This window comes from Tsuneonella sp. HG249 (genome assembly GCF_053819205.1).
Genome location: NZ_JBSOQY010000001.1, coordinates 1162526 through 1185576 on the forward strand (window position 1 = coordinate 1162526; position 23051 = coordinate 1185576).

The window sequence follows — 23051 nt, forward strand, 5'->3', positions numbered from 1 at the left end:
TTGCGTGTGCACGCCCCAGGCGTATAGGCCGCCGCCATGCGTAGCGGGCGGATCGAGCGAAAGACCAGCGAAACGTCGATCGAGGTGGCGGTGAACCTCGACGGGACAGGGGCTTATGCCGTCTCGACCGGCATCGGCTTCCTCGATCACATGGTCGAACAGTTCAGCCGCCACTCGCTGATCGACGTCACGATGAAAGTCGCCGGCGATCTCCACGTCGACCAGCACCACACAACCGAAGACAGTGCGATCGCGCTCGGCCAGGCGCTCGCCCAGGCGCTGGGCGACAAGGGCGGGATCGGTCGATACGGCAGCGCCTATTCGCCGATGGACGAGACGCTGGCGCGGGTCGCGCTGGATATCTCGGGGCGGTCGTACCTCGTCTGGCGTGCCGGATTCAGCCAGGAAAAGCTCGGCGAGTGGGACACGGAGCTTATCGAGCACTGGTTCCACTCGGTCGCACAGGCGTGCGGCATAACGCTGCACGTCGAGCTCCTCTACGGCTCCAACAACCACCACATCTGCGAGAGCATCTACAAAGGATTCGCCCGCGCGATGCGCCAGGCGGTCGAGCTCGATCCGCGCAAGGGCGGGGCGGTGCCGAGCACGAAAGGCCAACTCGGTGGCTGAGGCCATCGCGCTGATCGATTACGGCGCCGGCAACCTCCACTCGGTCCACAACGCGCTGAAAGCGGCCGGGGCCGAGCGGGTGCACGTCACCGCGGACCCGGAACTGGTGCTCGGAGCGCGGCGCATCGTGCTGCCCGGGGTGGGGTCTTTCAAGTCGTGCGCAAACGGGCTCAAGGCCATTCCCGGGCTGGTCGAGGCGCTCGAGGAGCGGGTGCTGGAGGCCGGCGTACCGTTCCTGGGCGTTTGCGTCGGCATGCAGTTGCTAGCCACCAGCGGGCGCGAACACGGGGCCACGGCGGGCCTCGGCTGGATCCCGGGCGAAGTCACCGCGATCGATCCTGTCGACCCGTCGATCAAGATCCCGCACATGGGTTGGAACGACGTCTCGCCGATGCCGCACCGCGACGGCGCGCTGCTGATCGAGCGCGGCGAAGCCTACTTCCTCCATTCATATCATTTCGTGCCCGACAGCGGGCGCGACATTGCCGCGATGACGGATCACGGCGGAGGGCTGGTCGCGGCCGTGGCGCGCGACAATATGCTCGGCGTGCAATTCCATCCCGAAAAGAGCCAGGCGTATGGCATCGCACTTCTCGCGCGGTTCCTGGAGTGGAATCCATAAGCCGTTGCTCGCGGGCGACAAACGTCGGCTAATCCGCCGGAACGCTCGCTGGCCCCATCCGTCTCCGCATCGAAGGAGAGTTGACGATGGCCGAAGCCGACCCCCGCAATCTGACCGACGCCCATACCGAGCAGACCTCGCTGCAAGGCCGCAAGGTGCTGATTACCGGAGGCACCACCGGCATCGGCCGCGCGATCGCCATTCTGCTGGCCTCGGAAGGCGCCAAGGTGTTCATCTGCGGCCGCGACGAACGGCACCTGCAGGATGCGCTCCAGCGCATCCGCGAGGTCGGCCACGGCGACGGCATCAACCTGGACCTGACACGGCAGGAGGATATCGAGCGCTTCGTCAGCGAAGGTGAAACCTTTCTGGGCGGAATCGACATCGCGGTGATCAACGCGGCGCTCGGCGTAAACACGCTCGAGGAAACCGATACCGATACGATCCGCTACACTCTCGGCACCAATCTCACCGCGTTTGTGGAGACCGCCAAGCTTGCCACCGAGCGGATGGGAGCGGGCAGCGACGTGGTCTTCATCGGTTCCATGTCTTCGGTCAGCCAGGAGGCCGGCTCGTCGGTCTATGTTGCCGCCAAGACCGGCGTCGAAGGGTTTGCGACGGCGCTGCGCAAGGAGTTGGCCGAAAAGGACATCAAGGTCGGCATCATCCAGCCGGGCCTGACCGGCAGCGACATGCAGTACGTCAAGTTTACCAGCGAAGAGCAGCGCGAGCAGATCGATCAGGAGAAAATGCTGCGCGCCGAGGATATCGCCGTCGCGGCCCATTACATGCTGACTCAGCCGCGCCGCTCGCTCGTCTCGATGATCCACGTCGAGCCGCGCATCGCGGAGTGACGCAATGGAACAAGCCGACACGATGACCACTGCCCGCAGCGCGACGTTCGATCAGCTCGTATTCCGTCCTGATGATGTCGACCTGGCGCGCTCGCCGATGGCCGGCCAGATCGATGCCGAGACCTACGTTCTCGGGGCCTTCAATCCGGGAATGGGCCGGCTGCCCAACGGCAACCTGCTGCTCATGGTCCGCATCGCCGAAGCGCTGCGCCAGCCGATCTTCGACGGCAAGGTCCACGCCATCCGATGGGACCCCGCGGATGGCTACGTGCTCGATGGGTGGCCGATCGAGCTCGCCAATACCGCGGACCCCCGCAAGTTCCAGCTGCACGGCCACGGCTGGAAAATAATGGCACTCACCTCGCTGTCGTGGCTGCTGCCGGTTGAGCTCACGCCGGATGGCAGCCGGGTGGTGGACGTCCATTACGAAAAGGCGATCGCGCCTCAGGGCACCTACCAATGCTACGGTGTGGAGGACGCCCGGATCAGCCATGTCGAGGGCCGCTGGCTGATGACCACCTGCTCGGTCAGCCCCGAGCGTCATTCGACGACGCTCTACTCGTCCGATGACCTGATGGACTGGAAATTTGAGGGGATCGTCCTCGACCACCAGAACAAGGACATGCTGATCTTCGAAGGCCTGGTGGGCGGCAAGTACTGGGCCCAGACCCGTCCGCTGGGCTCGCAGTTCTTCGCCTATCCCCCGAATAGCCAGTATTTCGCCGGCCCCTCGATCAACATCGCCAGTAGCCCCGATGCGCTCCACTGGATGCCGCATATCGAACCCCATATCCGGCCCCATGCCGGGCATATGCTGACCGAGCGGATCGGTGGCGGGACGCCGCCGATTATGACCGAGATCGCGGGCAAGCGCGGTTGGCTCACCCTGTGGCATGCGGTCGAGCCGAGCCAGATGATCGGTATCTACCGGACTTTCTGGTCGCTGCTCGATCCCGACGAGCCGTGGAAGGTCATCTCCACCAGCCGCGAACCGGTTCTGGAAGCGAACGTCGAATTGACCGCGCCGCTCGAGCATCAGATGTATGTGCGCGACGTGGTATTCACCACGGGGATCGCGGACGCGGGCGACCATTTCGTTGTTGCGAGCGGTGAAGCGGACCTCGCCTGCCGCATCACGCACGTGCCGAAGAGCGCTTTCGTCGCCGACTAGAAATTGGGCGGGTGACGGAAGCGGGGGCCGGTGTTAGCGGGCGCCATGATCGTCTTTCCCGCCATCGACTTGAAGACCGGCCAGGTCGTTCGCCTCGCCGAAGGCGATATGGCGCGCGCCACGGTCTACGGCGACGATCCAGCCGCCCAGGCGCTGCTTTTCGCCGAGGCGGGCGCGCAACATCTGCACGTGGTCGATCTCGACGGTTCATTCGCGGGGCAAGCGGAAAACCGCGCCGCGATCGAGGCGATCGTCGAGAGCTTTCCCGGCCACGTCCAACTGGGCGGCGGCATCCGCACGGCGGAGGCGGTCGTCGGCTGGTTCGAGCTTGGCATCGCCCGGATCGTGCTCGGTACCGCAGCCCTCAAGGATCCCGATCTCGTACGAGACATGGCCGCCGCGTTTCCGGGCGGCATTGTCGTCGCTGTAGATGCCAGGGAAGGCATGGTCGCAACCGAGGGCTGGGCGCAAGTGTCCGACATGCCGGCGATCGATCTCGCACGCCGCTTCGAGGATGCCGGCGTCGCCGCGCTGCTATTCACCGACATCGGCCGTGACGGCCTGCTCAAAGGCGTCAACATCGAGGCGACCGTGGACCTCGCGCGGCGCGTTGACATCCCGGTGATCGCCAGCGGCGGCGTCAAGGGTCTCGACGATATCTACGTGCTGTCGATGCATGCGAGCGAGGGGATCGAGGGGGTGATCACAGGGCGCGCACTCTACGACGGGCGGCTGGACCTTTCGGCTGCCATTGCCATGGCGAATCGGACGTGACCGTCCGCATCCGGGTCATCCCCTGCCTCGACGTGCGCGACGGCCGGGTAGTGAAAGGGGTCAACTTCGTCGACCTCCGGGACGCAGGCGACCCGGTCGAGCAGGCAAAGGCCTACGACGATGCGGGAGCCGATGAACTCTGCTTCCTCGACATTTCCGCCAGCCACGAGGGGCGGGGCACGCTGCTTGAAGTGGTCCGGCGCACCGCCGAAGTATGCTTCATGCCGCTAACCGTCGGCGGCGGAGTCCGCTCGGTGGAGGATGCTCGCGCCCTTCTATTGGCTGGCGCGGACAAAGTGGCGGTGAACAGCGCGGCGGTCGAGCGGCCCGAACTTGTAGCCGAGATTGCTGCCCGCTTCGGCAGCCAGTGCGTGGTCGCCAGCGTCGACGCGCGGCGCAGCGGCGCGGGTTGGCAGATCTTCACCCACGGTGGGCGCCGCCCGACGCATATCGATGCGGTCGAGCACGCTTCGAAGCTCGCCGAATTGGGTGCCGGGGAACTGCTGGTCACCTCGATGGACGGCGACGGCACCCAGACGGGCTACGATCTCGCCCTGACGCGCGAGATCGCCGATGCCGTGTCGGTCCCTGTGGTTGCCAGCGGCGGCGTCGGCACGTTGCAGCACCTCGTCGAGGGCGTGACGATAGGGCATGCCAGTGCGGTCCTGGCCGCCTCGATCTTTCATTTCGGAACCCACACGGTTGCCGAAGCGCACGAGGCGCTACGCGCCGCCGGGCTACCGGCGCGATCCTGACCGTCCCGCTCAGGGACGGGCAATTATCCCCTATTGGCAAATACTTGCATGGGGCCAAAGGCTTGCCGCGTGAACATTCCGGTCGCCCTTATGCTGCTCGCCAGCGCCGATCCCGCTTTGGCTGCGGCAAACACGGTGGCGGAGCCTTCCGGCATGGCGCTGTTCGCGCTGGGGGTGGTCGGCGTGATCGTCGGCCGCCAGGCCTCGCGGCGGAAGCGCGACTGACCGCTTGACCGAACCCGCCCGCGCCCGCCATGCGCGTGCGTAATGGATACGCTCACTCGCCTCGAACAGACGATCGCGGAGCGGCTCGCCGCCGGGGCCCCCCAGTCGAGCTACGTTGCGCAGCTCCGTTCGCGCGGGCTGCCCGTGATCGCGCGCAAGCTCGGGGAGGAGGCGGTCGAGACCATCACCGCCGCGCTCGCCGGCACGCGCGAGGAACTGACGGCAGAAGCGGCCGACGTGCTGTTCCACCTCCTCGTACTGCTCGGTGCAAAGGGTGTTCCGCTTGCCGATGTTCTGGCCGAACTCGACCGGCGTGAAGGCAGGTCGGGCCTCGACGAGAAGGCCGGCCGGACCAATACCGAGGACACCTGATGCCGATCGATCCGACCCTGCCCTACGACGACGCGAACATCTTCGCGAAGATCCTGCGCGGCGAAATCCCTTCGCAGAAGGTCTACGAGGACGAGTGGGCGCTCGCCTTCCACGACATCGCGCCGCAAGCTCCGGTCCACATCCTGGTCATCCCGAAGAGCGCCTACGTGAGCTGGGACGACTTTTCCGCCAAGGCCTCCGACGCCGAAATCGCTGGGTTCAGCCGGGCAGTCGGTCGTGTCGCGCGCGAGGCGGGCCTCGTCGAGCACGGCTACCGTGTGCTGTACAACATCGGGAGGAACGGCGGCCAGGAAATCGCCCATCTCCACGCACATATCTTCGGCGGGCGTCCGCTCGGGCGGATGGTCGGCTGAAGCGAACCGCGCCGGGTTGCCACCGGAGTCGCCGCGCGGCTAAGGCCGCCCCGATGACCGTGCAGTCCCCATTGCAACCTCCCTTGCCCGGCGGCCTGATCGACGGGCCTCGGCACCTGTTCGCGGTGCGCGCTTATTACGAGGATACCGACCTCTCGGGCATCGTCTATCACGCCAACTACCTGCGTTGGTTCGAACGTGCGCGCAGCGACCTGCTGCGGTTGCTCGAGATCGACCAGCGGGCGGCGGTCGAGGCGGGCGAGGGGGCCTATGCCGTGGCCGATCTGCACATCCGCTATGCCCGCCCAGCGCGCCTCGACGACACGGTGGTGATCGAGACACGCTGCGTCGAACTGGGTGCCGCAAGCGTGCGTATCGTCCAGCGCGCCACGCGCGAGGGCGAGCTTGTCGCCGAGCAGAACGTGCGCGTCGGATTTGTCGACCCACAGGGCCGTCCGCGCCGCCAGCCGGCCGAGTGGCGGGCCGCGTTCGGCCAGTTTTCCGAAGGAAGCGAATGACCGACCTATCGATACTCGCCGCAGCCACCGCTGAGTTGCCTGGCAGGCTGAATCCCGTGAAGCTGTTCCTCGATGCCGATATCGTCGTCCAGGCGGTCATGCTCGGGCTGCTGCTCGCCAGCGTGTGGACCTGGATGATCATCGTCGGCTTCTCGATGCGGATGAGCGCGGTCAAGCGCCGCTGCGCGGATTACGAAGGGCAGTTCTGGGAGGCGGACAGCTTCGAAGCGCTGATGAATCAGAAGGGCAAGAAGGACATCGCCAGCGCGCGGGTCGCGGCGGCGGCGATGCGCGAATGGAAGCATTCGGTGAAGGGCGGGCGGGTGCTCGACCGCGACGGCCTGCGCCAGCGGCTTGCGGCTTCGATGGAGAGCCAGGTGGCGACTGAGGCTGACGATCTTTCCGGCCGTCTCAACTTCCTGGCGACAGTCGGCTCGGTTGCCCCGTTCGTCGGTCTTTTCGGGACGGTCTGGGGCATCATGAACAGCTTCTTCCAGATCGGGCAGCAGCAGAATTCGTCGCTCGCAGTAGTCGCGCCCGGCATTTCCGAGGCGCTGTTTGCGACAGCGATCGGACTGTTCGCGGCGATCCCCGCAGTGATCGCCTACAACCGCTTCAGCCACGCAGTGAACGCGCTCGAGGCGCGGCTGCAGCGGTTCGCCGACCGCTTTCACGCCAGCCTCAGCCGCGAGATCGAGACGCTCTGATGGTCATGGGCCTCCAGCCTTCCGGTCGGCGCCGCCGGCACGGCCGTGCGCCGATGGCGGAGATCAACGTCACGCCCCTGGTCGACGTGATGCTGGTCCTGCTGATCATCTTCATGGTCACGGCCCCGCTGCTGACCGCGGGCGTGCCCGTCGAGCTTCCCGACAGCCGCGCCAACCCGCTCGACCAGACGCCCGAGCAGGTGACGATCTCGATCGACCGTGAAGGGGTCATCTTCATCGACAAGGACCCGGTTGCGCAAGGCGGACTGGCCGATGCGCTGGCGGCTATCGCCGGCGGCGGGGAACGACCCCAGGTCACCCTGCGGGCCGACCGCTCGCTCGACTATGGGCGGGTGATGGCGGTGATGGGCGAGTTGAACCGCGGAGGATTCAACTCGATCTCGCTGGTCACAAACGGTTCAGTTAGCGCCCCATAGCCAAGCCCCAAGCATGGTATTCGCCACCCTCCGCCGCGAAGAGCGCATCGGCCTCGGCATCGCCGTGGTGCTGCATCTGGCGCTGGCGGCCGCGTTTCTCGGGCAAAGCTCGAAGCGCGCCGTGGTGCCGCCGGTCGAGAAGATGACGGTCAACCTGGCGAGCGAGGTGGGACTCGAGGCCGAGGCGCCCGAGCCGGTGCCCGAGAGCCGAGCCGCGATTGCGGCGGTGCTGGCGCCCGAGCCCGCGCCGGTCTCCGAGCCACAGCCCGTCGTCGAGCCGCGGCCCGCGCCGCCGCGCCCGCAGCCCGTGCCGCGCGCTACGGCTGCGCCCAAGCCCAAGCCCACCAGCTCATCGACCGCGCCCCGCCGCCGCCCCGATGCCCCGAGCAAGCCCGCCGGGGGCAATCGCGTCGGCAGCGACTTCCTGGCCGGGTCGGGGGAAAGCACGAAGACCAGCGAAACCCGCGTCCCGGCGAGCAAGATCGGCGCGAGCGCGAAGGCCAGCCTGTTTCAGCAGATCGCCAAGGAAGTGCGCCCTCGTTGGCAGCCGCCAAGCGGACCGGAGGTCGAGAAATTGGTCACCAAGCTCCGCTTCCGCCTCAATGCCGACGGCAGCCTGGCGGGTCGACCCGAAGTTGTTCGCCAGACCGGAGAAACCGATACCAACCGCCCGCAGGCCGGTCGTCATGCCGAACAGGCCATCCGCGCGGTACAACTCGCCGCGCCGTTCGATTTGCCCGAAGAATATTACGAGGCATGGAAGGTCGTGACCGTCGATTTCGATTGGAAGCTCGCACAATGACCAAGACACTTGCTGCTCTTTTGATGCTTACGGTCGCAATTCCGCTCGCCGCGCAGGACCTAGGCCAGAAGCCGCCGACCGAAACTCCGGTCGAGACGACGGAAGAGGAAGGTCTGTCGGGCTCGGTGAGTTTCGAGGGTAATCTCGAGGACCTCGGCATCGCGATCCCCACGTTCGCGACCGATCGCAACGTGCCCACCGCCGCGAACAGCGGCGGCACCGGCGCGCTGGGCCGCGAGCTTGCGCAAGTGGTTTTCAACGACCTCAGGAGCAACGGGCTGTTCAAGCCGACGGGACCGGGCTCGCTGCCGCAACCAAGCTATGGCGAGATCACCTCGCCCGCGTGGGGGACGTGGTCGAGCCGCGGTACCGAGATGCTCGTAGGCGGATACGTCCGCGGCGGTGCCGATGGCCGACTGACGGTCGGCTGCTATCTCTACGACGTCGCCCTGCAGAAGGAACTCGCGCGCGCCGGCTGGGTGGTGCCGCCGGTCGACTGGCGCAGGGCCGCGCACAAGTGCGCCGACCTCGTTTATTCCCGCCTCTCGGGCGAGAGCCCGTTCTTCGACAGCAAGATCGCTTACATCGCCGAGACCGGCCCGAAGAACGCTCGCGTCAAGCGACTGGCCATCATGGACTCCGACGGGGCGAACCACCGCTTCATCACCACGGGCCGTGCGACTGCGCTGACCCCGCGCTATTCGCCCGACTACCGCAAGCTGCTTTATCTCAGCTACGTCGACGGCAATCCGCGTATCTACAGTTACGACATCGGCACGGGCCGGCAGACGCTGATCACCCAGAGCAGGAACCCGACCTTCGCCCCGCGCTGGTCGCCCGACGGCCAGTCGGTGCTTTATTCGATGGCGGTCGCCGGCAACACAGACATCTACCGCGTCAGCGCGCAGGGCGGGGCCAGCACGCGCCTGACCGACACCCCCGGCATCGATATCGGCGGGTCCTATTCGCCCGACGGCCGCCAGATCGTGTTCGAAAGCGACCGTTCCGGCAGCCAGCAGTGCTACATCATGGACGCCGACGGTTCGGGCCAGCGGCGGATCAGCTTCGGCGGCGCGCGCTGCGCTACCCCCGAGTGGAGCCCGCGCGGCGACCAGATCGCTTTCACCAACGCGTCGAGCTTCAACATCGCCGTCATGTCGCCTTCGGGCGGGGGCGTGCGGACCTTGACCAGCGGCTGGCAGGACGAGGCGCCGACCTGGGCCCCGAATGGGCGCGTGATCCAGTTCTTCCGCACCGAGCGGAATTCAGGCCGCACCGGCCTCTACCAGGTCGATCTCACGGGCAAGAACGAGCGGCGGCTGGCCACACCGGTCGACGGCTCGGACCCGGCGTGGGGACCTATCCTTCCCTGAGATCATTCGTTTTCTGTAAGCACGGGTCGCACCGTAGCCGAATACCAAGGAGACACCTATGAACCGCCGTATCGTTTTCGCCGCGTTGCTCGCGGGAACCGCCGCGTTGGCCGGGTGCAAGAAGGAACCGCCCGCTTCGCTACCGCCCGAACCGGGCCCGAGCGCCACCAGCACGCCCGGCACGGACGTCGGAACCGGCGCCGCCGCGCTGGGCAGCCAGGCGCACTTCGAGCAGGCGGTGAACGGCCAGAACGTCATCTACTTCGAAACCGACCGGTTCAACATCGACAGCGCCGATGCCGCTGCGTTGCAGACGCAGGCGCAGTATCTCGGCCAATATCCGCAGATCACCATCACGATCGAGGGCCATGCCGACGAGCGCGGCACGCGCGAATATAACCTCGCGCTCGGCGAGCGGCGTGCGAATGCCGCCAAGAACTACCTCGTCAGCCTGGGTGTCCCGGCGAACCGGATCAGCACGCTAAGCTACGGCAAGGAGCGCCCAGTGGCGCTGGGTTCGAACGAAGCGGCCTGGGCGCAGAACCGCCGCGCCGTGTCGGTGGTGGTGAACTAGCGCGGAAGGAGCGCAGCGAAGCCCGCGAACGTCGAGGGCGCCTCGATCCCGGCAGAGGGTGAGATAGTCGCCGTCGCCGACTTCGAGCCGTGGCTGATCGCCGGCGCGTTAAGCGCGAACACTGCCATCGCCAGCGCACAGGCGGCGGCGGAAAGCTTCAACTGGGGGCTGGACTTCAACATGATGGGTTTCATTTAGAGACTTTGATTTTGCATTGCAACAAAAACCTCGCGGGATGGTTGGTCCCGCTTCCCAACGCCCCTGCCACCACCTAGTTACCATCCGATGACTGGGGCACGCCGTTCGACAGACTGGGGATTTCCGCGTTGGCGCGGGTACGGTAGCGCGCGCGAAGCGGTGACCGTCCGCTTGTGCGATCGCCACGGCTGCGACGAGCGTGGCGACTGCCCGGCGCCCAAAAGCCCCAATAGCCCCGAGCGTTGGTATTTCTGCCAGCGCCACGCGGCCGAATACAACGGGAAATGGGACTACTTCGAAGGCCTGTCCAAGGAAGAGGCCGCGGCCCGCGCCGCCGACGAGAAGCGCGACAACGACGGTTTTGCCCAGGCCTCGCATTACGGTTGGGGCGGTAGCGGCGACGGTAGCCGCTCGGTCGACGAGATGCGCGCGCTGGACGTGCTCGAGCTCGAGGCCGACGCCGATTTCGGGGCGGTCAAGAAGGCATTCCGCGAACGGGCCAAGCAGGTCCACCCCGACGTTAAGCCCGGCGACAAGGACGCCGCCGCCGAATTCCAAAAGATCCAACTCGCTTACGAAATCCTCAGCCAGGCCGAGGAACGGCGCGAGTGGAAGGGCTGAGCTAGACCGCGTCGAGCGCCTGCGCGAAGTCGGCGATCAGGTCGTCGGCATCCTCGATCCCGATGCTGATCCGCACCAAATTGTCGCGGATGCCGAGCGCCTGCTTGCGCTCGTCGGGCACCGACAGGTGGGTCATCGAGGCCGGATGGCTCGCCAGCGTCTCGGTGCCCCCCAGGCTCACGGCAAGCTTGGCGATCGTCAGCGAATCGAGGAAACGGAAGCACTCGGCTTCGCCGCCCTTGATGAACACCGAGAAGGTGCTCCCCGCGCCTTTGCAGTGGCGGTTGTAGATGTCTTTCTGGCGCGGGTCGTCGATCATCCCGAGGTAGCCGAGCCCTTCGACTTTCGGGTGCTTGACGAGATATTCGCAGACCTTGGCGGCGTTCTCGCCGGCGCGGCTCATGCGAAGCTCCACCGTCTCGAGGCTGCGCATGAGCATCCATGCGGTGTTCGGATCGGCGATCCCGCCCATCGTGTTGCGCAGCATGCGAAGTGGGACCATCCACTTGCTGGCGCCCGATACGCTGCCGGCAACCAGGTCCGAATGGCCGCCGACATACTTGGTCAGCGAATAGACCACGAGGTCCGCGCCTTGGTCGATCGGGCGGGCCCACAGCGGGCCCAGGAACGTGTTGTCGATCGCGATAGGGCAGTCCGATCCCAGCGCGGCATCGCGCGCGTCGCCAACCGCTTCGACGTCGACCAACGCGTTGGTGGGATTGGCGGGGCTCTCGAGATAGACCATCGCGACTTTGCCGCCGTTCGCCTCGGCCTGCGCCTTGGCACGGGCCATCACCGCGGCGAGCTCCGGCCGGTCCGCGCCGGCGGGAAAGTCGATATAGGTCACGCCGAAGCGGCTCATGTGCTTGGCGACGAAACCCTCGCTCGCCGCGTAGAGCGGGCCGGAGTGCACGATCACGTCGCCGCTTGAGCACAAGGCGAGCATCAGCACGCAGATTGCGGTCATCCCGCTCGAGAAACACAGCGCCTCTTCCGCGCCATCCCAGATAGCGAGCCGTTCCTCGAGGATTTCCTGGTTCGGTCCGTTGAAGCGCGAATAGACCAGCCCGTCAGCCCCGCCCGGCCGTTTGCCGGTGATGCCTTCGAAATGATGCTTGCCCGCCGCGGCGCTTTCGAACGCGAACGTGCTGGTAAGGAACATCGGTGGCTTGAGGCTACCTTCGGAAAGCTGCGGATCGTAGCCGGCGCCCATCATCAGGGTGGCAGGCGACAGTTCGCGGTTGCCGATGCGCCGTAGCGTCGGCTTGGGCTTGCGGGAGGGGGTATCGGTCATGGCTCGCATCCTCGATGCCAAACGCTCCCAGGGAGGCGGGAGCCAATGGTGAGGGGCCGGGGCGCTCGCGTCCTAACCTCCGCAGGACGCATCTCCGCCGGCACGCCGGGCATCGCGCCGTTACTTTGCCGAAGATGTGATTTCAACCGTAACCAATGAGCGCGTGCACCGTCCAGATCACGGTCACGATCGTCACTGCGCCGATCACATCGAGCAGGAAGCCGGCAGTGATCATTCGCCGCAAGGTCAGGTGGCCGGTCGCCCAGGCGATCGCGTTCGGCCCTGTGCCGGCAGGGAGCATGAAGCCCCAGCTCGCCGCGATTGCGGCGGGGAGGGCGATGAGCAACGGATCGGCGTCCATCGACGGGGCCAGCGCGACGACTATCGGCATGACCCCGCTGGCGGTGGCGATGTTGCTAGCGAACTCGGTGACCACGATCACGAACGCGACGACCAGCAATACCATCACGAAAGGCGGCACGCTGGCAAGCGGTAGCAGCGCCTCTCCGAGCCAGGCTGCGAGGCCGCTTTCGGTCATTCCCATTGCCATGGCGAGCCCGCCGCCAAACATCAGCACCACGTCCCACGGGGCGCGGTTGGCTTCGGGCCAGCGAAGCATCGGGCGGCCGGTGCCGTCGGGTAGCAGGAACATCGTGAGGCCGGCGATCGCGGCGATGGTGCCGTCGGTCAGCGCGCCCTTCGGGAACAGCGCCTGCGTCCACGGCTGGCTGATCCATGCCGCGAGCGCGAGGCCGACGACTGCCATGAGACGCTTCTCCGGCACCGACCATTCGCCGCCCTGATGGATGGCGGCCTTCGCGGCCGTGGGATCGAACGTTCCGACACCGATGCGCTGGACCCGCGCGATGAGCAGGGCGGCAAGCGGGATCGCGATGAGCACCAGCGGCAGCGTGTACATGCTCCATTCGACGAAGCTGATCTTCACTCCGATGGTCGTCTGGAGCAGGCCCACGGCGAGCACGTTGGTGGGCGTGCCGATGATGGTGCCGAAGCCGCCGATGGTGGCGGCGAAGGCGATCCCCATCGGCAAGGCGCCGGCGAAGCCGTCGGTCTCCCCCTCGGCGATGCCGCCCGCTGCGAGCATGGCCACCGCCATCGGCATCATGATCAGCGCGGTGGACGTGTTGGAGATTACCATCGAAAGGATGGCGGTCGCCGCCATCACCGCCAGCAGCAGTTGCCACGAAGTGGCTCCGGCAAGGCCCATTATCCACAGCGCGAGACGGCGGTGCAGCCCCGTTCGCTCGATCGCCAGCGCGAGAAAGGCGCCGCCGATGAAGACGAAGATGATGGGTGAATAATAGGCCGAGGCGGTCTGGTTCGCATCCGCGACGCCGGCCAGCGGGAGCACGATGAACGGAAGCAGGGCCGTCGCGTAAAGCGGGATCGCTTCGGTCATCCACCAGGCGGCCATCCATAGGACTAGTCCGGCGGCCGTCCACGCGGCAGCGGACATCCCGGCGGGTGGCGGCAGAACCGCCGTCACCGCAAAGGCAACGAAGCCTCCGATCAATCCGATACGGCGTGCCGACATCCCGTCCCCCCAGGAGCCAGCCGTAGCGCAACGGAGCTAGCAGGCAACCGTCAGCGAACGGGGTGCCCGGTAGATCGCATGCCCGTCGTAGGGGTTACTGGACGGTCTCAATGGGTTTGTCGGCCTGGCCAACGTCTTGGAAGATTACCCGGCCCTGACGCCCGTTCTCCTTCCAGATCTTCTCGAGCTTCTGCGAACGCTCGGACATCAGGCGGGCGATCGTGCCGTCGATTTTGACGCTCGGGTAATCGTCGTTCACCACGAGGTTCGAGTATTGCGGATCGCGCTCGCCCTTCGACAGGTCGGCGATATCGGTCACCGCGATGCTGGCGGCCACGTTCGTCGTGCCCGCAAACGACGCGGCGACCTCCGGCTTGGCGAACTTGGTCAGGTGCTCGCGCAGATCGGTCTCCCAGTTGGCGAAGTAGAACGGCCGGGCTTCCTGGTAGTAGCGGGACACATGCAGCGTGCCGCCACGAGCCTCGGTGCCGCGCAGCGAGTTGACGAACTCGCGGGCCGACAGATCGAGCAGTTCTCCGAGATTGGCGGCGCTATACGCGCTGCGGTTGATCGAGGGGCTGCCGATATCGCCCCGCCAAAAGCCGTAGATGACCTTCGGATCGCGCCAGTGAGGATAAACGATCCGCGTCCTGATATCCTTCGGGCTCATCCGGACCCCGGCGACGGTGATGAACCGTGCTTCGTCGAGAACGGCATTGTCGCTTCCGAGGGTGAGTTTGTCGGGCGACGAGAGCGGATAGTTCAATGCGAGCTGCTCGATCATCGCGACGTTGTGCAAGTTGATCCAGTATGCCAGCTGCTCGTTCCGCGAGAGCTTCGTCAGCGGCACCTGCTGGGGCAGTTGTTCGAGTTCACTGCGATAGTCCGTGAGCCATTGCTTCACGTCGGCGGGCATCAGAGAAAAGGCGACGCGACTACCCTCGAGTCGATACGGGGAATCGTGGCCATGGACCAATCGGCTGCCGCTGGTCGCCTGTGGGCGCGACGAAAACTCGCGGAGCGACTTGCCCATAGTCAAGACGAACCAGTCGAGCGCGGTGTCCCAGGCTCCGTAGTCCAGCTTGTAGTCGGCGGTGCCTGCGAGCGTGGGCGCGAACTGCGCGAACTCGTCGGCGCGCGGTGCCTGGACGGCCCCAAGCCGTGCTTGCGCCTGCGCGGCGATGGGGGTTCCGGCGGCGGTCAGTGCGGCGACCCCGAGAATGATTGTCCGCATTTTCAAATCCCTGCTCTCAGTTCCATGGCGGATTAACTAGCCCAACGCGGGCCGGCGAGCGAGTGCGTCCGTCGAGCGCTCACGCTGTTCGTCGACGCACTGGATAGGGGACCGAACATGAACACCCCGGGTCTGAAGACCGCGGCATATCCGCGTCGTCCGCCGCACTCGTGCCTGTGGAACTGTTCAATAATTGCCGGCTGCGAGCCTGACTGTCATGAGCGGCGGATGAGGGATTGGTGAAATCGACAGGGGGCCGGGCGATCTCACCCCCTGTCGGGTTCAGGCCACTTATTTCGGCGCGAGCACCATGACCATCTGGCGGCCTTCCAAGCGCGGGAACGCCTCGACCTTGGCGATTTCGGTCACGTCGTCCTGGACCCGGCGGAGCAGTTCGATGCCGAGTTCCTGGTGCGCCATCTCGCGGCCCCGGAAACGCAGCGTCATCTTCACCTTGTCGCCTTCGCCGATGAACTTGGTCACGCTACGCATCTTCACGTCATAGTCGTGATCGTCGATGTTCGGACGCATCTTGATCTCTTTGATGTCCTGCGTCTTTTGCGTCTTGCGCGCCTGGTTGGCCTTCTTCTGCGCCTCGTAGCGGTGCTTGCCGACGTCGAGGAACTTGGCGACCGGCGGGTCGGCGTTGGGAGAAATCTCCACCAGGTTCAGGCCGATCTCGTTCGCCTGTTCCATCGCCTCGCGGGTGTACATCACGCCGAGGTTCTCGCCATTCTCGTCGATGACGCGGACTTTTTCCGACTGGATCAGATTATCAAAGCGCGGGCCGCTCTTGACGGGCGGGGCCAGCATGCGCCGGGGGGGACGGGCTATAGTCAAGTCTCCTGAGAGTTGCCGTTTGTTTCGGGGCGGTCCTTAGGGAGAAATCGCCCGATGCGCTAGGGGCCGCGCCTAGGCCGCGGCCCGCCACAGCGGAAATGTGGCCAACTTGCCACCGGCGGGGACCAGCGCATCGATCGACCGCGCCGGCTGCAGGGCTTCGAGGATGGCCGGATCGGCGGCATTCATGCCCCCGGTCAACGCTCCGAAGGCGGGCAGGATCATGCGACCCGAGCCGCGGCCATCGGCGCTGACAACCGCGCAAGGACGTCGGATGCTGCGCTCGCGGACGGTGACGTGGAGGCGCGGGTGATAGTGGCCCGACAGTTCGGGGCGCGTCTCGCCGCGCCGGGCCCGATGGCGAAGCACGAGGCCGGCGATCTCCAGTTCGTCGGCCAGGGTTCCGCCGCACGAAGCCTCCATCGAAGCGTCGTGATTGCCGGTGATCCACACCCAGTCGGTTGCGCGAGTGAGCGCGGCAAGCATGCCCTGCGCGTGCGGCTCAAGACGCTCGGTTCCGCACGAATCGTGGAAGTTGTCGCCCAGCGTGTACACCCGGCGCGCTCCGGTCTCGCGGATCGCCAGCGCCAGCCGCTCGAGCGTCTCTCGGCTGTCGTAGGGTGGCAGCATCTGCCCATGGCGCGCGAAGAAGCTCGCCTTTTCGAGATGGAGATCGGCCACCAGCAGGGCCTGTTCGCGCGGCCAGTAAAGCGCGCGGCCCTGGGTTAGCGCGAATTCCTCGCCTGCGAACGAAAAGGGAACCATGGCGCGCTCTTGCCCTAGCGGATTCGGCTTGGCAAGGGGAGGGCGCCATGACCGACTGGACCCCCCACACCGCCCGCGCGAAGGACTGGTTCGAGAGCTTGCGGGACCAGATCTGCGCCGAATTCGAAGCCATCGAGCGCGAGGCTGGCTCGGACGTGAAGTTCGAATACCTCGCCTGGAACCGCGAGGAGGAGGGTAACGACGCGCCGGGCGGCGGCGTTCGCGGGGTGATGAAGGGCAAGGTGTTCGAAAAGGTCGGGGTCAACGTCTCGACCGTGCACGGCGCGTTCGCACCCGGCTTCGCGGCGACGATCCACGGGGCTGACGACGACAACCCGGGTTTTACCGCGACCGGCATCAGCCTTGTGGCGCATATGGCCAACCCGCACGTGCCGGCGGTGCACATGAACACCCGGTTTCTGACCACCGGCAAGGCGTGGTTCGGGGGCGGGGCCGATCTCAATCCGCCGGTCCCCTACGACCAGGATACCGCCGAATTCCACGCCGCCTTCCGCGCGGCGTGCATGGGGCACAATCCGACGTACTACGACAAATTCAAGAAGTGGGCCGACGATTACTTCTTCATCCCCCACCGCGGGGTGCATCGCGGCGTCGGGGGCGTGTTCTACGACCACCTCGAATGCGCGGACGATGCGGCTTGGGAGCGCAATTTCGCGTTCACACAGGACATCGGGCGCGCGTTCCTGGACGTCTTCCCCAAGCTCGTCCGACGGCGGATGGGCGCGGAATTCTCCGCCGACGACAAGCAACGCCAGCTCGAGTGGCGCGGGCGATACGCCGAGTTCAACCTGGTCTACGACCGCGGCACGTTGTTCGGGCTCAAGACCGGGGGCAACATCGATGCGATCCTGATGAGCCTGCCGCCGGAAGCGGTGTGGACCTGATCACTCGGGCGCGTAGACGCGCACCCAGTCGACCTCCATCGCCAGCTCGCCGCGCTTGATCCGCTCCACGGTTTCGGCCGGCATGCCGAAATAGGGCTGCTTGATACCGTTGACCTTGCCCGGATAGGCGCCGCCGAGCGCGAAGTTGACGATCACGTGCTCGGGCCGATCGAACACCCATTTGCCGTACTTCTCCACCATCGGCCGGGTGACGCGGTAGGTCAGCCGGCCGTTGATGTAGAATTCGACCGAGTCGGGTTTCCACTCGGCCGCGTAGACGTGCCAGCCGGTCGCATCCTCGCCGCCAGCGAAATAGAACCGGTCCACGAACGGGGTCTCGCCGGAATAGCCGGGCCCGTGGACGGCGACGCCCGTCCAGTCCTTCTCGCCCACGTATTCCATGACGTCGATCTCGCCGGTGGTCGGCCAAGGGCCGTTGCCGAGCAGCCAGAACGCCGGCCACACCCCGATCGCATCGGGCATGCGGATGCGCGCCTCGGCGCGGCCGTATGTGAAGTCGAACTTGTCCTTGGTGGTCAGTCGCCCGGCGACGAAATCGGCCTTGCGCTTGGGGTGGGTGTCGGTGCCCGGCTCGAACTTGGGCCGCAGGATCAAGGCGCCGCCGCGCACCTCGAGCAGGTCGGGCCGGTCGATGTAGGCCTGCTGCTCGTCGTTGACCCAGAAGTCGGGTCCGACCGGGGTCCACTTGCTGCGGTCGACCATCGTCCCCTCGAACTCGTCGGCAAACAGGAGTGTCCGCGGTGTGGGCGCGGCTTCCTGCGCGGCGACGGTGGTGCAGCCGGCCACGAGCGCGGCCAGCAAGGGAACAAAAACTTTCACGAGCAGGCTCTCCAGTTATGTTGTGAACGTTCTCATACCGTCCATTCAGGTTGCTGCCAAGCGCCGGGTGGCTATCGGGAGCGTTCGCAAGGCCTCGTTCGTTGGCCTGCTGCCAGTTTCTTTCGAAAGAGTTCCATGCGCCGCACCGTCACCTTGCTCTCCGTTCTCCTCGCCACCGCAGCCTGCACTACCGCCGAGAGGCCCGGCCTCGATCGTCCCGCGATGATCGCTCCTGTCCTGACGACCGCCGACGCGCGCGACAGCGCGACTTACGCCCGCCCCGAGATCGCGCGGGTGACGCACCTCGACCTCGACATCGCGCTCGACTTCGCCGCGAAGGCGGTGGGCGGCACGGCGACGCTCGATGTCATGGCCGCGGCAGGCGCGACCGAGCTCGTGCTCGACAGCAACGGCCTCGGTATTTCCCGTGTCACCGATGCAGGCGGGGGCGAGCTGCCGTTCGCGATCGGCAAGGGCGTGGAAGGCAAGGGCGGGCCGCTGATCGTCAAGATAGGCCCGGGTTCGGAGCGCCGAAGGATCACGATCCAGTACACGGCCGCGCCGGGAGCCGAAGCGCTCCAATGGCTCGCGCCGGAACAGACCGCGGGCAAGACGCATCCGTTCCTGTTCAGCCAAGGCCAACCGATCCTCAACCGCAGCTGGATTCCGACGCAGGACAGCCCCGGCATCCGCCAAACCTGGCGCGCGCGGGTGACCGCGCCCAAGCCGCTGACGGTGGTGATGTCCGGACTCAAGGTGGGCGATACCGAGGACCTCGGCGACCGCCGTGCCTTTACCTACGCGATGGACAAGCCAGTGGCGCCCTACCTGATCGCGATCGCCGCGGGCGACATCGCCTTCCAGTCCCTCGGCCCGCGCTCCGGGGCCTGGGCAGAGCCGGCCACGCTGGCGGCGGCTGCCAATGAAACGGCGGACACCGAGCGGATGATCGACGCCGCCGAGGCGCTCTACGGTCCCTATCGCTGGGGCCGGTACGACATGATCGTGCTGCCGCCCGCGTTCCCCTACGGCGGGATGGAAAACCCCACGCTTACCTTCCTCACCCCGACGTTCATTGCCGGCGACCGCAGCCTCAACGGCCTCGTCGCGCATGAGCTGGCGCATTCGTGGTCGGGCAACCTCGTCACCAATGCCAATTGGGCCGATAGCTGGCTCAACGAAGGCACCACGAGCTACTTCGAGAACCGCATCATCGAGGCGCTATACGGGACCAAGCGGGCGCGGCAGGAAGCGGCGCTGAGCTATGCCGACATGGAAGCCGTGTTCGCCGAAGAGGGGACGGCCGACCTCGAGACGGCGTTGCACTTGCCCGACAGCGTCGCCGGGCCGGATGCGGGCCATTCGGGGATCATCTACGACAAGGGCGCGGTATTCTTCCGCACGGTGGAGACGATCGCCGGGCGCGAGCGCTTCGACGCGTGGCTGCGCCAGTGGTTCGACAATCACGCGTTCGAGCCGGCGACCAGCGCGATGCTCCTCGCGGATCTCAACACCAACCTGGTAAAGGGCGATGCGGCGCTGGCCCAGCGGCTACAGCTCGATCGCTGGATCTATCAGCCGGGCGTGCCGGACAATGCCGTGCGGCCGGACCCGGCGGCGTTTGCCGAGATCGACGCCGCCGCGGCGGCGTATGCCGCCGGCGGGCCGCTGCCATCGAACTGGAGCCGGTGGACTTCGGCCGAGCGGCAGCGCTTCCTTGCCAAAGTGCCCGGCGACCGCAGCTCCGCGCAGCTCGCCGAGCTTGATCAGGCACTCGGCCTATCGACCACCGGCAACAACGAAGTGCTGTTCCTGTGGCTCAAGCTTGCGCTCGCCAACCGCTACGAACCAGCGGTGCCGCTGGCGGAGGAATTCCTCACCCGCGTGGGCCGCAACAAGTTCGTTGCGCCGCTGTTCGAGACTTTGATGGGCGAAGGGGCATGGGGGCAGGCGCTTGCCACACGCATCTACGCCAGCACGCGACCGGGGTACCATTCCATGACCCGCGGCAATGTCGACAAGATCGTGCTCAAGAAGGATTGAGCCACCAGCGGATCGTCAGCGCCACGAGGCCCAGCACGGTGACGCTGGCGAGCCAAATCCCCACCATCCACGCGAGCCGCTTCCAAAGAGGCTGGGCAGTGTCGCTCAATGATACCCCTCGGCCCCTACCTTGCCGCGGAACACCCAATAGGCCCAGCCGGTGTAAGCGAGGATCAGCGGCAGCGTGATCGCCACCCCGACCAGCATGAACGCCTGGCTGCGATGGGGTGCGGCAGCGTCCCAGATGGTGATGTCGGCCGGCACGACGTAGGGCCACATCGTCACCCCGAGACCCGCCATCCCGAGCAGGAACAGCCCGAGCGACAGGAGGAAGGGCGCGAGCTCCCACTTTTTGCGCAACGCATGGAACAGCGCGAACGCGACGATCGCGGTGAGCAGCGGCACCTGGCTGGCGAACAACAGGTTGGGCATCGACAGCCAACGCTCGCGGTACTGGTCGAGCAGCACGAGGTTGTAGGCGCTGACCGCCGCCATGAGCAGCAACGTCGCTGCTCCGGCCCACGCCGCCAGCCGCCGCGCGTGCGCCTGCACTCCGCCCTCGAGCTTCCAGATCATCCAGCAGGCGCCGAGCAGTGCATAGCCGGCCACTGTGCCGAGGCCGGTGAGCAGGGTGTAGGGTGTCAGCCAGTCCCACCAGCTCCCGGCATAGGCGCGGTTCTCGACTTCGATCCCCTGGAGCAGCGCGCCGAGGATCATCCCTTGCGACATCGCCGCGACTACCGAGCCGCCGAAGAACGCCAGGTCCCACAGCGGCTGGTGGCGAGCGTCGCGCCAGCGGAACTCGAATGCCACCCCGCGGAACACGAGGCCCAGCAGCATGGCGATGATCAGCGGATAGGTCGCCGGCAGGATCACCGCATAGGCGAGCGGGAACGCGGCGAGCAGCCCCCCGCCGCCGAGCACCAGCCAGGTTTCGTTGCCGTCCCACACCGGCGCGATCGAGTTCATCGCGCGGTTGCGGCCGTGGCCGACGCGGACGGTGGGAAACAGGATGCCGATACCCAGATCGAATCCGTCCATCACCACGTAGGCGAACACCGCGAAGGCGATGATGAAGGCCCAGACGACGGTGAGGTCCATCAGCTTTCAGCCTCCGCCTTGCCGTCGGGCAGCTCTTCCTCGCCGACCGGATTCTGCGTTGGGCCCGGCGTAATGCCGGCAGTCCGGATCGGCGCTTTCTCGCCGCGGTCCGGCCCATGCTCGCCGGTATGTACACCAGCCGCCATCAGCCGCAGGATGTACCACACGCCGACCCCGAACACCGCGGTATAGACCACCACGAACGCGGTCAGCGAAGCGGCGACCACCGGCGCGTCGAGCGGGCTGGCGCTGTCGGCGGTGCGCATGAGGCCGTATATGGTCCACGGCTGGCGGCCGACTTCGGTGACGATCCAGCCGGCGATCACCGCGACGAATCCAGAGGGCCCCATCACCAGCGCGGCGCGGTGCAGCCAGCGCCAATCGTACAACCTGCCGCGCCAGCGGGCGATGAGGCTCCACAGGCCGATCGCCAGCATCGCGAGGCCGATCCCGACCATCACCCGGAACGCCCAGAACACGGGGCCGACCGGCGGCCGGTCCTCGCGGGCAATGGTGTCGAGCCCCGCCAGCGGCGCGTCGAGGTCATGCTTGAGGATCAAGCTCGAGGCCTTGGGAATTTCGATAGCGTAGCGCAGTTCCTCCGCCTCGCTATCGGGGATGCCGAACAGCGCCAACGGCGCGCCCTCCGGGTGGCTTTGGAAGTGTCCTTCCATCGCCATGACCTTGGCCGGCTGGTGCTCGAGCGTGTTGAGCCCGTGGAGATCGCCGAGCACGATCTGGGCCGGAGCGACCAGCGCGGCCATCCACATGGCCATCGAGAACATCGTCCGCGCGTGGGGCTCGGTACGATTTTTGAGCAGGTGCCAGGCGCCGACCCCGCCCACCACGAACGCCGTCGTCAGGTAGGCGGCAGTGACGGTGTGGGCCAGCCGATAGGGGAAACTCGGATTGAACACGATCGCCCACCAGCTCGGCCCCGGGAGGAACTGGCCGTTGGCCGCGATCTCGTATCCGGTCGGCGTGTGCATCCAGGAATTGACGCTGAGGATCCAGAATGCGCTGACGAATGTGCCGAGCGCGACCATGCAGGTGGCGGCGAAGTGCAGCCGCTTGCCGACCTTCTCCATCCCGAACAGCATGACTCCGAGGAATCCCGCTTCGAGGAAGAACGCGGTCAGCACCTCGTATGCCATCAGCGGGCCGATCACCGGCCCGGCCCGGTCGCTGAATACCGACCAGTTGGTACCGAACTGGTATGACATCACGATTCCGCTGACGACGCCCATGGCGAAAGCGACCGCAAAGATCTTCAGCCAAAACTTGAACAGGTCGAGAAACCGCTGTTCGCCGGTCTTCAGCCACAGGCCCTCGAGCACCATCAGGTAGCTTGCGAGCCCGATCGAGAAAGCCGGAAAAATGAAGTGGAAGCTCACCGTGAAGGCGAACTGGATCCTGGCGAGAAGCAGGGCATCGAGGTCCGGCATCGCCGAGGGTATGCGCTGCGGC

At 66.2% G+C, this 23051-nt stretch carries 28 protein-coding genes; 18 read left to right on the top strand and 10 right to left on the bottom strand.

Going from position 1 to position 23051, the window contains the following annotated elements:
* Positions 1–36 precede the first annotated feature (36 nt).
* The 15 genes from hisB (at position 37) to pal (ending at position 10188) form a co-directional block, all read left to right on the top strand.
* Positions 37–630: an imidazoleglycerol-phosphate dehydratase HisB gene (gene hisB / locus ACWPM1_RS05800; RefSeq protein ID WP_455693887.1), complete on the top strand. Its 594-nt coding sequence runs from the start codon at positions 37–39 to the stop codon at positions 628–630.
* The gene (gene hisH, locus ACWPM1_RS05805; RefSeq protein ID WP_455693888.1) at positions 623–1252 is read left to right on the top strand and encodes an imidazole glycerol phosphate synthase subunit HisH; all 630 of its coding nucleotides are present in this window, start codon (positions 623–625) and stop codon (positions 1250–1252) included. The genes hisB and hisH overlap by 8 nt, the downstream gene beginning before the upstream one ends.
* A gap of 86 nt (positions 1253–1338) precedes the next feature.
* Complete coding sequence (locus ACWPM1_RS05810) at positions 1339–2106, top strand: SDR family oxidoreductase (protein ID WP_455693889.1); 768 nt, start codon at positions 1339–1341, stop codon at positions 2104–2106.
* 4 nt (positions 2107–2110) lie between these two features.
* A complete protein-coding gene (locus ACWPM1_RS05815; RefSeq protein ID WP_455693890.1) occupies positions 2111–3277 on the top strand; it encodes a glycoside hydrolase family 130 protein in 1167 nt (388 codons plus the stop codon).
* Positions 3278–3322: 45 nt separating this feature from the next.
* Positions 3323–4051 carry a 1-(5-phosphoribosyl)-5-[(5-phosphoribosylamino)methylideneamino]imidazole-4-carboxamide isomerase gene (gene hisA, locus ACWPM1_RS05820; RefSeq protein WP_455693891.1) on the top strand — a complete coding sequence of 243 codons (729 nt, stop codon included), beginning with the start codon at positions 3323–3325 and terminating at the stop codon, positions 4049–4051.
* Positions 4048–4806 carry an imidazole glycerol phosphate synthase subunit HisF gene (hisF, locus tag ACWPM1_RS05825; protein ID WP_455693892.1) on the top strand — a complete coding sequence of 253 codons (759 nt, stop codon included), beginning with the start codon at positions 4048–4050 and terminating at the stop codon, positions 4804–4806. The genes hisA and hisF overlap by 4 nt, the downstream gene beginning before the upstream one ends.
* Before the next feature lie 69 nt (positions 4807–4875).
* Complete coding sequence (locus ACWPM1_RS05830) at positions 4876–5031, top strand: PEP-CTERM sorting domain-containing protein (protein WP_455693893.1); 156 nt, start codon at positions 4876–4878, stop codon at positions 5029–5031.
* Between the two features lie 42 nt (positions 5032–5073).
* Positions 5074–5403 (top strand): phosphoribosyl-ATP diphosphatase, encoded by a 330-nt coding sequence (locus tag ACWPM1_RS05835; RefSeq protein ID WP_455693894.1) that lies wholly within the window; start codon positions 5074–5076, stop codon positions 5401–5403.
* Positions 5403–5777 (top strand): histidine triad nucleotide-binding protein, encoded by a 375-nt coding sequence (locus ACWPM1_RS05840; RefSeq protein WP_455693895.1) that lies wholly within the window; start codon positions 5403–5405, stop codon positions 5775–5777. The genes ACWPM1_RS05835 and ACWPM1_RS05840 overlap by 1 nt, the downstream gene beginning before the upstream one ends.
* A 53-nt stretch (positions 5778–5830) precedes the next feature.
* A complete protein-coding gene (locus ACWPM1_RS05845; RefSeq protein ID WP_455693896.1) occupies positions 5831–6295 on the top strand; it encodes a YbgC/FadM family acyl-CoA thioesterase in 465 nt (154 codons plus the stop codon).
* Entirely contained in the window at positions 6292–7002 is a 711-nt protein-coding gene (gene tolQ / locus ACWPM1_RS05850; RefSeq protein ID WP_455693897.1) for a protein TolQ, read from the top strand. Before ACWPM1_RS05845 ends, tolQ begins: the two co-directional genes overlap by 4 nt.
* Positions 7002–7439 carry an ExbD/TolR family protein gene (locus ACWPM1_RS05855; protein WP_455693898.1) on the top strand — a complete coding sequence of 146 codons (438 nt, stop codon included), beginning with the start codon at positions 7002–7004 and terminating at the stop codon, positions 7437–7439. The genes tolQ and ACWPM1_RS05855 overlap by 1 nt, the downstream gene beginning before the upstream one ends.
* 13 nt (positions 7440–7452) lie before the next feature.
* Positions 7453–8241, top strand: coding sequence for an energy transducer TonB (locus ACWPM1_RS05860; protein WP_455693899.1), 789 nt, complete (start codon positions 7453–7455; stop codon positions 8239–8241).
* Positions 8238–9614, top strand: coding sequence for a Tol-Pal system beta propeller repeat protein TolB (gene tolB, locus ACWPM1_RS05865; protein ID WP_455693900.1), 1377 nt, complete (start codon positions 8238–8240; stop codon positions 9612–9614). Before ACWPM1_RS05860 ends, tolB begins: the two co-directional genes overlap by 4 nt.
* A gap of 58 nt (positions 9615–9672) precedes the next feature.
* Positions 9673–10188: a peptidoglycan-associated lipoprotein Pal gene (pal, locus tag ACWPM1_RS05870; RefSeq protein WP_455693901.1), complete on the top strand. Its 516-nt coding sequence runs from the start codon at positions 9673–9675 to the stop codon at positions 10186–10188.
* Here the strand turns inward: pal and ACWPM1_RS05875 are convergent.
* Positions 10185–10370 (bottom strand): hypothetical protein, encoded by a 186-nt coding sequence (locus ACWPM1_RS05875; RefSeq protein ID WP_455693902.1) that lies wholly within the window; start codon positions 10368–10370, stop codon positions 10185–10187. The genes pal and ACWPM1_RS05875 overlap by 4 nt on opposite strands.
* Positions 10371–10473: 103 nt before the next feature.
* On the opposite strand from ACWPM1_RS05875, the gene ACWPM1_RS05880 reads away from it, so the two are divergent.
* The gene (locus ACWPM1_RS05880; protein ID WP_455693903.1) at positions 10474–11007 is read left to right on the top strand and encodes a J domain-containing protein; all 534 of its coding nucleotides are present in this window, start codon (positions 10474–10476) and stop codon (positions 11005–11007) included.
* Between the two features lies 1 nt (position 11008).
* Here the strand turns inward: ACWPM1_RS05880 and ACWPM1_RS05885 are convergent, their stop codons facing one another.
* The 5 genes from ACWPM1_RS05885 to pdeM form a co-directional block, all read right to left on the bottom strand.
* On the bottom strand, positions 11009–12301 hold the full coding sequence (locus ACWPM1_RS05885; RefSeq protein ID WP_455693904.1) for a cystathionine gamma-synthase family protein: 1293 nt from the start codon (positions 12299–12301) through the stop codon (positions 11009–11011).
* 142 nt (positions 12302–12443) lie between these two features.
* A complete protein-coding gene (locus ACWPM1_RS05890) occupies positions 12444–13856 on the bottom strand; it encodes an SLC13 family permease (RefSeq protein WP_455693905.1) in 1413 nt (470 codons plus the stop codon).
* A gap of 94 nt (positions 13857–13950) precedes the next feature.
* Positions 13951–15090, bottom strand: a complete 1140-nt coding sequence (locus ACWPM1_RS05895; protein WP_455693906.1) for a DUF547 domain-containing protein — start codon at positions 15088–15090, stop codon at positions 13951–13953.
* Between the two features lie 291 nt (positions 15091–15381).
* A complete protein-coding gene (infC, locus tag ACWPM1_RS05900; RefSeq protein ID WP_455693907.1) occupies positions 15382–15903 on the bottom strand; it encodes a translation initiation factor IF-3 in 522 nt (173 codons plus the stop codon).
* 99 nt (positions 15904–16002) lie between these two features.
* Positions 16003–16695, bottom strand: coding sequence for a ligase-associated DNA damage response endonuclease PdeM (gene pdeM / locus ACWPM1_RS05905; RefSeq protein WP_455693908.1), 693 nt, complete (start codon positions 16693–16695; stop codon positions 16003–16005).
* A 47-nt stretch (positions 16696–16742) separates the two neighbouring features.
* On the opposite strand from pdeM, the gene hemF reads away from it, so the two are divergent.
* Positions 16743–17600 (top strand): oxygen-dependent coproporphyrinogen oxidase, encoded by an 858-nt coding sequence (gene hemF, locus ACWPM1_RS05910; protein WP_455693909.1) that lies wholly within the window; start codon positions 16743–16745, stop codon positions 17598–17600.
* Here hemF and ACWPM1_RS05915 read toward each other — a convergent pair whose 3' ends face one another.
* Entirely contained in the window at positions 17601–18440 is an 840-nt protein-coding gene (locus ACWPM1_RS05915) for a glycoside hydrolase family 16 protein (RefSeq protein WP_455693910.1), read from the bottom strand.
* A gap of 135 nt (positions 18441–18575) precedes the next feature.
* On the opposite strand from ACWPM1_RS05915, the gene ACWPM1_RS05920 reads away from it, so the two are divergent.
* Positions 18576–20483: a M1 family metallopeptidase gene (locus ACWPM1_RS05920; RefSeq protein ID WP_455693911.1), complete on the top strand. Its 1908-nt coding sequence runs from the start codon at positions 18576–18578 to the stop codon at positions 20481–20483.
* Here ACWPM1_RS05920 and ACWPM1_RS05925 read toward each other — a convergent pair.
* Genes ACWPM1_RS05925 through ACWPM1_RS05935 form a run of 3 tightly spaced genes read right to left on the bottom strand, consistent with a single transcriptional unit; the run spans position 20470 to position 23029 of the window.
* Positions 20470–20592 (bottom strand): DUF2474 family protein, encoded by a 123-nt coding sequence (locus ACWPM1_RS05925; protein ID WP_455693912.1) that lies wholly within the window; start codon positions 20590–20592, stop codon positions 20470–20472. The genes ACWPM1_RS05920 and ACWPM1_RS05925 overlap by 14 nt on opposite strands.
* Entirely contained in the window at positions 20589–21584 is a 996-nt protein-coding gene (gene cydB, locus ACWPM1_RS05930; protein WP_455693913.1) for a cytochrome d ubiquinol oxidase subunit II, read from the bottom strand. The genes ACWPM1_RS05925 and cydB overlap by 4 nt, the downstream gene beginning before the upstream one ends.
* On the bottom strand, positions 21584–23029 hold the full coding sequence (locus ACWPM1_RS05935) for a cytochrome ubiquinol oxidase subunit I (protein WP_455693914.1): 1446 nt from the start codon (positions 23027–23029) through the stop codon (positions 21584–21586). The genes cydB and ACWPM1_RS05935 overlap by 1 nt, the downstream gene beginning before the upstream one ends.
* Positions 23030–23051 lie beyond the last annotated feature (22 nt).

Bases quoted from the DNA above. Each gene is read 5' to 3' on its own strand.
- ACWPM1_RS05835 (WP_455693894.1), top strand. From the start codon at position 5,074: ATGGATACGCTCACTCGCCTCGAACAGACGATCGCGGAGCGGCTCGCC.
- tolQ (WP_455693897.1), top strand. From the start codon at position 6,292: ATGACCGACCTATCGATACTCGCCGCAGCCACCGCTGAGTTGCCTGGC.
- pal (WP_455693901.1), top strand. From the start codon at position 9,673: ATGAACCGCCGTATCGTTTTCGCCGCGTTGCTCGCGGGAACCGCCGCG.
- ACWPM1_RS05810 (WP_455693889.1), top strand. From the start codon at position 1,339: ATGGCCGAAGCCGACCCCCGCAATCTGACCGACGCCCATACCGAGCAG.
- tolB (WP_455693900.1), top strand. From the start codon at position 8,238: ATGACCAAGACACTTGCTGCTCTTTTGATGCTTACGGTCGCAATTCCG.
- ACWPM1_RS05845 (WP_455693896.1), top strand. From the start codon at position 5,831: ATGACCGTGCAGTCCCCATTGCAACCTCCCTTGCCCGGCGGCCTGATC.
- ACWPM1_RS05920 (WP_455693911.1), top strand. From the start codon at position 18,576: ATGCGCCGCACCGTCACCTTGCTCTCCGTTCTCCTCGCCACCGCAGCC.
- pdeM (WP_455693908.1), bottom strand. From the start codon at position 16,695: ATGGTTCCCTTTTCGTTCGCAGGCGAGGAATTCGCGCTAACCCAGGGC.
- ACWPM1_RS05885 (WP_455693904.1), bottom strand. From the start codon at position 12,301: ATGACCGATACCCCCTCCCGCAAGCCCAAGCCGACGCTACGGCGCATC.
- ACWPM1_RS05880 (WP_455693903.1), top strand. From the start codon at position 10,474: ATGACTGGGGCACGCCGTTCGACAGACTGGGGATTTCCGCGTTGGCGC.
- cydB (WP_455693913.1), bottom strand. From the start codon at position 21,584: ATGGACCTCACCGTCGTCTGGGCCTTCATCATCGCCTTCGCGGTGTTC.
- ACWPM1_RS05895 (WP_455693906.1), bottom strand. From the start codon at position 15,090: ATGCGGACAATCATTCTCGGGGTCGCCGCACTGACCGCCGCCGGAACC.
- ACWPM1_RS05815 (WP_455693890.1), top strand. From the start codon at position 2,111: ATGGAACAAGCCGACACGATGACCACTGCCCGCAGCGCGACGTTCGAT.
- ACWPM1_RS05840 (WP_455693895.1), top strand. From the start codon at position 5,403: ATGCCGATCGATCCGACCCTGCCCTACGACGACGCGAACATCTTCGCG.
- hemF (WP_455693909.1), top strand. From the start codon at position 16,743: ATGACCGACTGGACCCCCCACACCGCCCGCGCGAAGGACTGGTTCGAG.
- ACWPM1_RS05890 (WP_455693905.1), bottom strand. From the start codon at position 13,856: ATGTCGGCACGCCGTATCGGATTGATCGGAGGCTTCGTTGCCTTTGCG.
- ACWPM1_RS05875 (WP_455693902.1), bottom strand. From the start codon at position 10,370: ATGTTGAAGTCCAGCCCCCAGTTGAAGCTTTCCGCCGCCGCCTGTGCG.
- ACWPM1_RS05935 (WP_455693914.1), bottom strand. From the start codon at position 23,029: ATGCCGGACCTCGATGCCCTGCTTCTCGCCAGGATCCAGTTCGCCTTC.
- infC (WP_455693907.1), bottom strand. From the start codon at position 15,903: ATGCTGGCCCCGCCCGTCAAGAGCGGCCCGCGCTTTGATAATCTGATC.
- ACWPM1_RS05860 (WP_455693899.1), top strand. From the start codon at position 7,453: ATGGTATTCGCCACCCTCCGCCGCGAAGAGCGCATCGGCCTCGGCATC.
- hisB (WP_455693887.1), top strand. From the start codon at position 37: ATGCGTAGCGGGCGGATCGAGCGAAAGACCAGCGAAACGTCGATCGAG.
- ACWPM1_RS05855 (WP_455693898.1), top strand. From the start codon at position 7,002: ATGGTCATGGGCCTCCAGCCTTCCGGTCGGCGCCGCCGGCACGGCCGT.
- hisA (WP_455693891.1), top strand. From the start codon at position 3,323: ATGATCGTCTTTCCCGCCATCGACTTGAAGACCGGCCAGGTCGTTCGC.